This window comes from Rubritepida flocculans DSM 14296, assembly GCF_000425365.1.
Classification (GTDB): domain Bacteria; phylum Pseudomonadota; class Alphaproteobacteria; order Acetobacterales; family Acetobacteraceae; genus Roseococcus; species Roseococcus flocculans.
The window spans coordinates 4,952-15,023 of the sequence record NZ_AUDH01000041.1 but is presented as its reverse complement, the minus strand read 5'-3'; the positions used below and the strand labels follow the sequence as shown (position 1 = coordinate 15,023).

The window sequence follows — 10,072 nt, the reverse complement described above, 5'->3', positions numbered from 1 at the left end:
GACATAGTGATCTGCGACAATCTGCGATGCCACAAGTCACCGGGCGTGCGCGCCGCCATCGAGGCGCGCGGTGCCGAACTGCGCCACCTGCCGCCCTATTCGCCCGACATGAACCCCATCGAGCAGGTCTTCGCCAAGCTCAAGAACCTCGTCCGCGCCGCCGCGCCCAGGGACATCGAGGCCTTGTGGAACACCATCGGCCAGAGCCTCGAAGCCTTCACACCGAAAGAGTGCGCAAACTACTTTGCCCACTCAGGTTATCCACGGATGATGTGAAAATGGTCTAGAGTTTCTTGCGATACCAGATGCGCGCATGGCCGGGCGGCATGCCGTCCAGCCGGCCCGCCTCGGTCCAGCCATTGCGCTCCCAGAAATGCGGGGCCTGGAAGCTGAAGGTGTCGGTGTAGGCGTCGGTGCAGCCGCGCGCGCGCGCAATGGCCTCGGCGCGGGCCAGAAGCTCGGTGCCGAGGCCGCGGCCGCGCACCTCGCGCGCCAGCCACAGCCAGTCGATGAACAGCCAGTTCCAGTAGGTGAGGCCGAGCAGCCCGCCCTTCACCACCTCTTGCTCGTCGCGCGCCAGCACGGTCACGGGCTCGCGGTCATAGGGGCCGCCCATCTCCTGGTTGAACAGGTGCAGGCCCCGCTGGATGGCGGCGACGGCCTCCAGCTCCGGATAGTCGTCGTCGCTGATGGTGATGCGCGGCGCGGGCGCGCTCACCCGAGGCGCCCCCAGGCCGCGACGCCCACGGTGAGCAGCCCGAGGGCGAGGTTGAGCGTGACCATCTGGCGCAGCTTCTCGTTCGCCTCGCCCGCGGCCTTGAGGTCGCCCGCGGCCAGCGCGGCGCGCATCTGCTTCCAGGGGCCGGTGAAGATCGCGACGTAGATCGCCGCCATCAGCAGCCCCGTCAGGTGCATCAGGTGCACGTGCCAGCCCGCGCCGCGGAAGCCGCCGTAATGGCCGAACAGAAGGAAATACCCCGAGAGCAGCACGATCGGCATGGCGTGCCAGACGACGAGGAAGAAGCGCCGGTGCACCCCGCCCAGCAGCGCCAGGCGCTGCGCGGGCTCCAGCGCGGCGAGGGAGGGCCGCAGCGCGAGGATGGCGAAGGCCATGCCCCCCACCCAGAGCACGGCGAACAGGACATGGAGCAGATAGGCGAGCTTCGCGGTCATGCCCGCAAACTACGCCTTGAAGCGCCGGAGGGAAGAGGCCAGCGCGCGCACCTCCTCCGCCGCCGTCCCGCGCGGGGCGGCCTCCGTCACGCCCAGGCCGAGCGCGAAGGCGGTGCCGAAGGCGGTGCGGTTGCCCAGGCTCTCGGCCATCACCGGCGCCTTCCGGCGCGCCAGCTCCTCCAGCACCACGTCGCGCAGCCGGCCCGAGGGCGGAAGCCGGTTCAGCACCAGCCGGTGCGGGCGTTTCTCGGCCTCGGCGAGCGCCAGCGTCGCCTCGCTCGCCCAGAGATCGGGCAGGGAGGGCTGCAGCGGCACCAGCACGAGATCGGCGCCGCGGATGGCGATGCGGCTGTCCGTCTCGGCGTGCGGGGGCGTGTCCACCACCACGAACTCCACCTCGCGCCGCAGCCGGTCGAGCGCGCCGGTCAGCCGCCAGCCCGAGGGCGCGTCGAAGCGCAGCGCCGCGGCGGTGGCGGGGCGCAGCGCGTGCCAGCGGGCGAGGGTGCGCTGCGGGTCGGCGTCGAGCAGCGCCACCCGGCCCCCGCCCTCGGCCAGCGCGACGGCGAGATTGGCCGCGAGGGTGGATTTCCCCGCGCCCCCCTTCTGCTGCGCGACGGTGAGGACGAGCGCCATGGCCGGCTCCTGCGATTCGCCGCGCGCAGCATAGCAGCCGGGGCGGCTCAGCCGCGCGGGGCCAGCGCCTCCGGCACGCGGACGGTGAGCGAGAGCAGGCGGAAGCTGTGCGTCTTGCCGTGCCCGTCCAGGTTGAGGCTGCCGTTCACGCCGCCCTCCAGCACCTCGTCCAGCACGAAGTTGAAGGCTGAAAGCAGCGGCAGATCGTGGCGCGTGCAGCGCGTGGCGCCGCGGTGGCGGAACAGGGCGAGCACGCGCGCCTCGCTCACCTGCTCGGCCAGGATCGGGTAGAGCGCCGGGTCATAGGGGATCAGCGAGAGGTTGAGGCGGTTGCCCTTGTCTCCCGCGCGGCTGTGCGCCAGCCGGTGCAGCGGCACCTCCACCTCGCTCATGCGGCGAACTCCCGGGCTTCGCGCACCGTCACGCGGGTGGGCACGCGCTCGCGCAGCACGAGGTGGCTCTGCGTGAGGATGCGCGGCGTGACGCGCCAGCGCGCGCCGCCCGTGCCGGCCGTGCCGCAGCAGAGCAGGGCCAGCACCTCGCGCGCCGCCTGGTCGGCGTCGTCGCGGCGCGCGGATTCCACGGCGAGGCGGATGCGGATGTCGGGCGGCTCGGGCCCTTCATAGGCGCGCCACAGCACGCCCGCGTCGCTGTCATGGACGGAGGCGACGCCGATCAGGTCCACCCGCGCGCGCACGGAAAGGCCGCGCCGGCGCAGGCGCTCGAGCAGCACATCGGCGGTGGCGCGGGCGCGGGCCAGCGCATTGGGGCCGGCGACGCTGACCTCGCCCTCGCCGAGCCAGCTTCCCTCGAAGCTCGCCGTCACCTTCAGCGTCTCGGGGCGGGGGTGGCCGATGAGGCCACGCACCGCCACGCGGTCCGGCCCCTCCTGCGCGAGGGTGCAGCGGGTGATGTCGAGCACCACGTCGGGCGTGACGTAGTGCGCGGGGTCGTGCAGCTCGTAGAGGAGCTGCTCCTTCACCGTGCGCAGGTCCACGAGCCCGCCCGTGTTCTCGGCCTTGGTGATCAGGAGGCCGCCCTCGGCCGTGACCTCGGCGATGGGGAAGCCGATGTTGGCGGGGTCGGGGATGTCCTTCACGCCCGGGTCCCAGAACACGCCGCCCGTGACCTGGCTGCCGCATTCGAGCAGATGCCCCGCCGCCGCGCCCACCGCCAGCGCCTGCCAGTCGTCGAAGCGCCAGCCGAAGTGATGCGCGAGCGGCGCGATGGCGAGGGCGGGGTCGCTGGTGCGGCCGGCCACCACCACATCGGCGCCGAGGCGCAGCGCCTCCACCAGCGGCTCGGCGCCGATATAGGCGTTGGCGGCGATGAGGCTCCAGGCGCCCATGTCGAGCCCGGCGTCGGCCTCGTGCACCGGAAGCTGCCCGCCCGCGACGAGCGCCGTCACGTCATCGCCCTCGACGAGGCCGATGCGCAGCCCGGGCAGCCCCTGGGCGAGGGCGAGCCGCGCCACCGCGCGCGCGGCCGCGGGCGGGTTCGCCGCGCCCCAGTTGCCGAGCAGCGGGATGCGGTGCGCATGGGCGGGCGCGAGGATGGGCTCGAGCAGCCGCTCCAGCATGGGCTCGTAGCCGAGCGCGGGGTCGCGCCGCTTCTCGAGATGCGCGAGCGCCACGGTGCGCTCGCCCAGCGTCTCGAAGAACATGGCGGCCGGCAGGCCGCGCGCGATGAGGGTGCGCAGCACCGGGATGGGCGCGTCCACGCGGTCGCCCGAGAAGCCCGCGCCGTTGCCGAGCAGGAACATGGCTAGCCGCCCTCCAGCACGCGGCGCACCGCGCCCTGCCAGGCGGCGTGGCGCGCCTCGGCCTCGGCGCGCGGCATGGCGGGGGTGAAGCGGCGATCGAGCGCCCAGAAGCCCGCCGCCTCGCCGGGCGGGGGCAGAAGCCCCGCCTGCAGCCCCGCGAGATAGGCCGCGCCCAGCGCCGTGGTTTCCTGCACCACGGGCCTGTCCACCGGCGCGCCGAGGATGTCTGCGAGGAACTGCATGGTCCAGTCGCTGCGGCTCATGCCCCCGTCCACGCGCAGCACCGCCTCGCCCATGGCGGGCCAGTCGCGCCGCATGGCTTGCAGCAGATCGGCCGTCTGCAGCCCCACGCTCTCCAGCGCGGCGCGCAGAATTTCGGCCCGGCCCGAGCCGCGCGTGAGGCCGAGGATCGCCCCGCGCGCCGCGGCGTCCCACCAGGGCGCGCCGAGCCCGGTGAAGGCGGGCACGAAGTGCAGCCGCTCGGCCGGGTTGGCGCGCGCGGCCAGCGCGTCGCACTCCGCGGCGTCGCGGATGATGCCGAGCTGGTCGCGCAGCCACTGCACCACCGTGCCGGCGTTGAAGATCGCCCCTTCCAGCGCGTAGCTGCGCCGCCCGCCGAGCTGCCAGGCGATGGTGGTGAGCAGGCGGTGGCGCGAGGGCACGGCCGCCTCGCCGGTGACGAGCAGGGCGAAGCAGCCCGTGCCGTATGTGGCCTTCATCATGCCCGGGGCGAAGCAGGCCTGGCCGAGTGTGGCGGCCTGCTGGTCCCCGGCCATGCCGAGGATGGGGATGCGCCCGCCGAGCAGGCTCGTCTCGCCGAAGGGGGCGGCGCAGTCCCGCACCTCGGGCAGCAGGGCGCGCGGGATGCGGAAGAGCGCGAGCAGCTCCTCGTCCCACGCGCCGCGATGGATGTCGAGCAGCATGGTGCGCGCGGCGTTGGTCGCGTCGGTCGCGTGGGCGCGGCCTTCGGTGAGGCGGAAGAGCAGGAAGCTCTCGATGGTGCCGAAGCAGAGCGCGCCGCGCTCGGCCGCCGCGCGCGCGCCCTCCACGCGATCGAGCAGCCAGGCGAGCTTGGTGGCGGAGAAATAGGGATCGGGCAGCAGCCCGGTGCGCGCGGCGATCAGCGCGCCGTGCCCGGCCTCGCGCAGCGCCTCGCAGGCGGGGGCGGTGCGGCGGTCCTGCCAGACGATGGCGGGGGCGATGGGCCGGCCGGTGGCGCGCTCCCACAGCACGGTGGTCTCGCGCTGGTTGGTGATGCCGATGCCCGCCACCTCGGCCGGCGTCGCGCCCGCCCGGGCCAGCGCCTCGCGCAGCACGGCGAGGCTGTGGCTCGCGATCTGCTCGGCGTCGTGCTCCACCCAGCCCGGTTCGGGGAAATGCTGCGGCAGCGGGATCTGCGCCATGGCGCGCGGGCGCAGCGACGCATCGAAGGCGATGGCGCGCGTGGAGGTGGTGCCCTGGTCGAGGGCGAGAAGCAGGCCCATGCGCGGGATCATGCGCCAGGGCGCATAACATGCGAAGTCCCTGCGATTTCATGTCCCTTTGCCTTGCCGGGGCGAAGCGGCGGCTCCTATCCTCGCCCTCGCGGACACGACAAGAGGAAGGAAAGCCGCATGCGTCTCGCCACCCTGGCCGCCGGGGCCGCCTTGTCCCTCGGCCTGCTCGCCGCGCCGGTTCCGGCGCAGAACTTCAACCTCAACCCCACCTTCGGGACCATCTCGCTGGTGGCCGGCTTCACGCCCGATCCGCGCTTCATCGACGTGACGGCGGGCGGCACCATCGCCGCCAACCGTCTTGGCCCGGACTGCGCGGGCAGCATCGCCAACGCGCCCGACGTGCGGCTGAACTACACGGCCGGCACCTTCCCGCTCTACCTCTTCGCGCAGTCGCGCGAGGACACGACGCTGGTGGTGAACCTCCCCGACGGTTCCTGGATCTGCAACGACGATTTCGACGGGCTGAACCCGGGCATCGTGCTGCAGCGCCCGCCCTCGGGCCAGTACGACATCTGGGTGGGCGTCTTCGGCGGCGGCAGCGGCATTCCCGCGCGGCTGGGCATCTCGGAACTGCCGCCCCGGCGCTGAGGCTCAGCGCCCCTCCACCGCGCGGCGCAGCCGTGCGAGCAGCGCCGCGCGGGTTTCGTCGTCGGGCGCGGTATCCAGCGCCTCCTCGATGCCGAGCAGCAGCGCGGCGCGCTGGTTGTGCCAGTCGGGCAGGCCCACCTCCTCGGGGTGGAGGCGGCGCGCGCGCGGCAGGCGCGGCGCGGGCTGCGGCGCCGCGCCGGGAGCGAGGCGGAAGCCCTCGTCCAGCACCGGGCGGGCGATGCGCGCGGCCGGCGCCACCCCCGCCCCGGCCAGCCGCGCGGCGAGGGCGGTGCTCGCCTCCGGCTCGCCATGCACGAGGAAGATCCCGCCCGACACCGGCCCGCGCGCGGCGGCCCAGCGCGTCAGCGCCGCCGCATCGGCATGGGCGGAATAGCCCTCGATGGTCTCGATGCGGGCCGCCACCTTCACCGTCTCGCCCAGGATGCGCACGCGCCGCGCGCCGTCCTGCAGCAGCCGCCCGAGCGTGCCGGTGGCCTGGTAGCCCACCAGCGCCACGATGGTTCCCGGCTTCCAGAGATTGGCGAGCAGGTGCTGGCGGATGCGCCCCGCTTCGCACATGCCGCTGCCGGCGAGGATGATCCGGAACCCCTCGCGCCGCGCGAGGCGGCGGCTCTCCTCCGCGTCGGTGACGTGGACGAGCTGCGGCGCGCCGAGCGCGGCGCGCAGCCGCGCCCCTTCCTCCATCGCGGCGGCGTGGCGGGCGAAGACCCGGCTCGCGCGGATGGCGAGGGGGCTGTCGAGATGGATGGGCGCGCGCGGCGCCTGCCCCGCCTCCATCAGCCCCACGAGGTCGAGGATCACCTCCTGCGCGCGCTCCACCGCGAAGGTGGGGATCAGCAGCGCGGCCTCGGCGCGCGCCGCCTCGCGCAGCAGGGCGGCCAGCGCGGCGCGGCGGCCGGCCTCGTCCACCCGCGGGCGTTCCTCGTCGCCATAGGTGGATTCGAGGATGAGGTGGTCGAGCCCGCCCGAGGGGCCCTCCGCGTCGGGCTGCATGTTCGTGCCAGGCTGGCCGATGTCGCCCGAGACGAGCACGCGCATGGGCCCGCCCTCGGTCTCGATGCGGAGTTCGATGGAGGCCGAGCCCAGCATGTGCCCCGCATTCCACCAGCGCGCGGCGAGGCCGGGCAGCGGCTCGATCCACTCGCCATAGGCCAGCGGGCGGAACTGCTCGAGGCAGCGCTCCGCGTCCTCGGCGGTGTAGATGGGCTGCACCTCCGCCCGCCCGCGCCGGCGGTTGCGGCGGTTGAGGATCTCCACCTCGCTCTCCTGGATGTGCCCCGCATCGGGCAGCATGCAGGAGCAGAGATCCATGGTGGCGCGGGTGGCGTGGATGGGGCCGCGATAGCCCGCCTTGGTCAGCCGCGGCAGCAGGCCGCTGTGGTCGATGTGCGCATGGGTGAGCAGCACGGCCGAGAGCGAGCGCGGGTCGAAGGGGAAGGGCTCGTGGTTCAGGGCCTTCAGCGTCTTGGGGCCCTGGAACATGCCGCAATCCACCAGCAGCCGGCCGCGCGCGGTCTCGAGGAAGAGGCACATGCCCGTCACCGTGCGGGCGGCGCCGCAGAAGCGCAGCGTGACCATGCCGGGCGGCCTCCCTCATCTGCCTCGGTTTTGGCAGCATAGCGCGGCGCGCCGCCCCCGCCAGCCGCGCGCACCGGAGGGAGCATGACGAGAGGCCGCCGCGCGAAGGACTGGCCGAGCTATCGCCTCGCGCTGCTGGATCACGAGTTCCTGCGCAGCCCCGCCGCGCGCGGCGTGCGGCTGCAGCTCGAGCAGTTGAAGGCCGAGGAGGCGCTGCGCGCCGCGGGCATCCGCTCCACCCTCGTCGTCTTCGGCAGTTCGCGCGTGCGCGAGGACGGGCCGGGCGCGCAGCCGCGCTGGTATGCCGAGGCGCGGCGATTCGGCCGCCTCGCCTCCGAAGCCGGCGGCGCGCTGCATCCCGTGGGCGGCTGGCGCGACAACGTGATCGCCACCGGGGGCGGGCCGGGCATCATGGAGGCCGCCTGCCGCGGCGCGCGCGAGGCCGGCGCGCCCGCCATCGGCTTCAACATCCGCCTGCCGCGCGAGCAGGCGCCCAACCGCTACACCACGCGGGAGCTGACCTTCCAGTTCCACTACTTCGCCATCCGCAAGCTGCATCTCGCCATGCGCGCGCGGGCGCTGGTGGTCTTCCCCGGCGGCTTCGGCACGCTGGACGAGCTGTTCGAGATCCTCACCCTGCGCCAGACCGGACGGATGGGCCCCGTGCCCGTCGTGCTGGTGGACGAGGCCTTCTGGCGCGGCGCGATCGCCTGGGAGAAGCTGGTCGAGGCCGACATGATCGAGCGCGCGGACCTCGACCTCCTCCGCTTCGCGCCCGATGGCGAGGCGGCCTGGCGCGCGCTGGAGGCGGCCGGCGTGGCCGTGCGGGGATGAACGGGCAGGGGGCGCACGCCTCGGCGCTGCGCGGCTTCCTCGGCCTCTCGCGGCCCTGGCTGCTGCGCCGGCGCACCCTCGCCGCCCTCGCCCTGCTCGTGCTGCTCACGGCGGTGCAGGTGCTGCTCGTCGTCGCGCTCAGCTTCTGGAACGCGCGGCTCTTCGACGCGCTGGAGGGTCGCGACGCGGCGGGGCTGTGGGGGGCGGTGGGCATTTTCGGCGCGCTGCTGCTCGCGGTGGTGGTGAGCAACGCCGCGCATCTGGAGGCGCGGCGCGGCCTCGCGCTCGGCTGGCGGCGGGCGCTGACGGCGCGGCTGCTGGAGGCCTGGCTGGCCGAGGGGCGGCAATGGCGGCTCGCCCAGCTCGCGGACGCGCCCGACAACCCGGACGGGCGCATCGCCGAGGACATCCGCATCGCCACCGAGCATGCGGTGGAGCTGCTGGCGACGCTGCTCTACGCCCTCATGCTGCTCGGCGCCTTCGTGGGGCTGCTCTGGGCGCTCTCGGGCGAGGTGAGCGTGCTGGGCGTGCCGGTGCCGGGGCACATGGTCTGGCTCGCGCTGCTATACGCCCTCGCCGGGGCGGCGGCGGCCTTCGCGCTGGGCCGGCCGCTCGCCCAGGCCACCGAGGGCCGCCAGCGCGCGGAGGCGGAGCTGCGCTCGGCGCTGGTGCGCGCGCGGGACGAGGCGGAGGCGCTGGCGCTCGCCCGCGGCGAGGCCGAGGCGCGCGGGGGCGCGCAGACGCGCTTCGCCGCGCTGGGCGAGGCCTGGCGGCGGCAGACGGCGGGGCTGCGCAACCTGCTCGGCTTCCAGTCCGCCTACACCAGCATCGCGCCGGTGCTGCCGCTGCTCGTCTCCGCCCCGCGCTACCTCGCGGGGGAGATTTCACTCGGCGTGCTGGTGCAGATCGGCCAGGGCTTCCAGCAGGCGGTCTCGGCCCTTTCCTGGCCGGTGGACAACACGGCGCGGCTCGCGGAATGGCACGCCTCGGCCGACCGGCTCCTGGCCCTGGCGGAGGCCGCGGCCGGGGCGGGGCCGGAGGGCGGGATCGCGCGCAGCGCCGAAGAGGGCGGGGTGGCGGCGGAGGGGCTCGCGCTCTGCGCCGCCTCGGGCGCGCCGCTGGCTGGCCCCGTCTCCTTCTCGCTGCCGCCCGGGGCGCTGGCGGGGCTGGAGGGGCCGCCCCCCGCCACCGCCGCGTTGCTGGCCGCGCTGGCCGGCCTCTGGCCCTGGGGGCGGGGGCGGGTCGCCGGCCCGCCGCCCGAGGCCTGCGCGCTGTGGTCGCGCCCGGCCTGGCTGCCGGAAGCCGCGCTCGCGCGGCTGCTCGACCCCACGGGCGAGGTTCCCCGCCCGGCCCTGGTGGCGGCGCTGGAGGGCGTCGGGCTCGGGGCGCTGGCGCCGCGGCTGGACGAGACGGCGAACTGGTCCGCGAGCCTGGAGGAGCCCGAACGCCTGCGCCTCGCCTTCGCGCGGCTGCTGCTGAGCCGGCCCGCGCTGGTGCTGGTGGGCGAGGGGCTCTCGGTGCTGGAGGCGGAGGAGTTGCGCCGGCTGATCGCGCTGTTGCGCGCCGCCCTGCCGCGGGCCGTGGTGGTGATGGCCGCCCCCGCGCCGGAGGGGGCGGAGCGCATCGTCCTCGCCGCCCCCGAGGGGGAGGCGCTGCCCGCCGCCCGCGCCGCCCAGCGCCCGCCGCGCCGGGCGCCGCTCATCGCCTGGCTGCGGCAGGGCTTCGGGCATGCGCGGGAGTGATACGGTCGGCATGACATGCCGACCGTATCGCGCGCAGGGTTGGTGTGGCGGCTGCGCGCCAAAATAAAGGCATACCAGCGGCCGCTCCGCCTCCTGAGGAATCCAGATCAGCGGCCGCTGGTATGATACGGTCGGCATCACATGCCGACCGTATTACCCCAGCGCGGCCAGCCCTTGCTGGAGATCGGCGATCAGGTCCGCCACATCCTCGAGGCCGATGTGGATGCGCACCATCGGCCCGCCAT

At 74.6% G+C, this 10,072-nt stretch carries 11 protein-coding genes; 4 read left to right on the top strand and 7 right to left on the bottom strand.

The features are described 5' to 3' along the window. Positions 1–276, top strand: a 276-nt coding sequence (locus H596_RS0117735) for a transposase (protein WP_027286016.1), incomplete at its 5' end; no start/stop codon positions are given. Between the two features lie 7 nt (positions 277–283). Here H596_RS0117735 and H596_RS0117730 read toward each other — a convergent pair. From H596_RS0117730 to glpK, 6 genes are read right to left on the bottom strand one after another with little or no spacing between them, the layout of a single operon-like run. After that, the gene (locus H596_RS0117730; RefSeq protein ID WP_051213358.1) at positions 284–718 is read right to left on the bottom strand and encodes a GNAT family N-acetyltransferase; all 435 of its coding nucleotides are present in this window, start codon (positions 716–718) and stop codon (positions 284–286) included. Then, positions 715–1,173, bottom strand: coding sequence for a CopD family protein (locus H596_RS0117725; RefSeq protein ID WP_027286014.1), 459 nt, complete (start codon positions 1,171–1,173; stop codon positions 715–717). Before H596_RS0117725 ends, H596_RS0117730 begins: the two co-directional genes overlap by 4 nt. A gap of 9 nt (positions 1,174–1,182) precedes the next feature. Continuing rightward, positions 1,183–1,806: a ParA family partition ATPase gene (parA, locus tag H596_RS0117720; protein WP_027286013.1), complete on the bottom strand. Its 624-nt coding sequence runs from the start codon at positions 1,804–1,806 to the stop codon at positions 1,183–1,185. 47 nt (positions 1,807–1,853) lie between these two features. Next, a complete protein-coding gene (locus H596_RS0117715; protein ID WP_027286012.1) occupies positions 1,854–2,198 on the bottom strand; it encodes an AtuA-related protein in 345 nt (114 codons plus the stop codon). Then, the gene (locus H596_RS0117710; protein WP_027286011.1) at positions 2,195–3,568 is read right to left on the bottom strand and encodes an acyclic terpene utilization AtuA family protein; all 1,374 of its coding nucleotides are present in this window, start codon (positions 3,566–3,568) and stop codon (positions 2,195–2,197) included. Before H596_RS0117710 ends, H596_RS0117715 begins: the two co-directional genes overlap by 4 nt. A 2-nt stretch (positions 3,569–3,570) precedes the next feature. Then, on the bottom strand, positions 3,571–5,061 hold the full coding sequence (glpK, locus tag H596_RS0117705; protein ID WP_456307609.1) for a glycerol kinase GlpK: 1,491 nt from the start codon (positions 5,059–5,061) through the stop codon (positions 3,571–3,573). A gap of 120 nt (positions 5,062–5,181) precedes the next feature. Here glpK and H596_RS0117700 point away from each other — a divergent pair, with 120 nt between their 5' ends. Further along, on the top strand, positions 5,182–5,652 hold the full coding sequence (locus H596_RS0117700) for a hypothetical protein (RefSeq protein WP_027286009.1): 471 nt from the start codon (positions 5,182–5,184) through the stop codon (positions 5,650–5,652). A 3-nt stretch (positions 5,653–5,655) separates the two neighbouring features. On the opposite strand, the gene H596_RS0117695 is transcribed toward H596_RS0117700, so the two are convergent. Beyond that, positions 5,656–7,251, bottom strand: coding sequence for an MBL fold metallo-hydrolase RNA specificity domain-containing protein (locus H596_RS0117695; protein WP_027286008.1), 1,596 nt, complete (start codon positions 7,249–7,251; stop codon positions 5,656–5,658). Positions 7,252–7,335: 84 nt separating this feature from the next. Here H596_RS0117695 and H596_RS0117690 point away from each other — a divergent pair, with 84 nt between their 5' ends. Together H596_RS0117690 and H596_RS22300 are read left to right on the top strand one after the other, a co-directional pair. Further along, on the top strand, positions 7,336–8,085 hold the full coding sequence (locus H596_RS0117690) for an LOG family protein (RefSeq protein ID WP_027286007.1): 750 nt from the start codon (positions 7,336–7,338) through the stop codon (positions 8,083–8,085). Then, positions 8,082–9,827 carry an SbmA/BacA-like family transporter gene (locus tag H596_RS22300; RefSeq protein ID WP_051213356.1) on the top strand — a complete coding sequence of 582 codons (1,746 nt, stop codon included), beginning with the start codon at positions 8,082–8,084 and terminating at the stop codon, positions 9,825–9,827. Before H596_RS0117690 ends, H596_RS22300 begins: the two co-directional genes overlap by 4 nt. The last annotated feature ends 245 nt before the right edge of the window (positions 9,828–10,072 follow it).

What these genes read in the sequence shown, in the direction of transcription:
- H596_RS0117715 (WP_027286012.1), bottom strand. Translation starts at nt 2,198, where the DNA reads ATGAGCGAGGTGGAGGTGCCGCTGCACCGGCTGGCGCACAGCCGCGCG.
- H596_RS0117690 (WP_027286007.1), top strand. Translation starts at nt 7,336, where the DNA reads ATGACGAGAGGCCGCCGCGCGAAGGACTGGCCGAGCTATCGCCTCGCG.
- H596_RS22300 (WP_051213356.1), top strand. Translation starts at nt 8,082, where the DNA reads ATGAACGGGCAGGGGGCGCACGCCTCGGCGCTGCGCGGCTTCCTCGGC.
- H596_RS0117710 (WP_027286011.1), bottom strand. Translation starts at nt 3,568, where the DNA reads ATGTTCCTGCTCGGCAACGGCGCGGGCTTCTCGGGCGACCGCGTGGAC.
- H596_RS0117700 (WP_027286009.1), top strand. Translation starts at nt 5,182, where the DNA reads ATGCGTCTCGCCACCCTGGCCGCCGGGGCCGCCTTGTCCCTCGGCCTG.
- H596_RS0117695 (WP_027286008.1), bottom strand. Translation starts at nt 7,251, where the DNA reads ATGGTCACGCTGCGCTTCTGCGGCGCCGCCCGCACGGTGACGGGCATG.
- H596_RS0117725 (WP_027286014.1), bottom strand. Translation starts at nt 1,173, where the DNA reads ATGACCGCGAAGCTCGCCTATCTGCTCCATGTCCTGTTCGCCGTGCTC.
- parA (WP_027286013.1), bottom strand. Translation starts at nt 1,806, where the DNA reads ATGGCGCTCGTCCTCACCGTCGCGCAGCAGAAGGGGGGCGCGGGGAAA.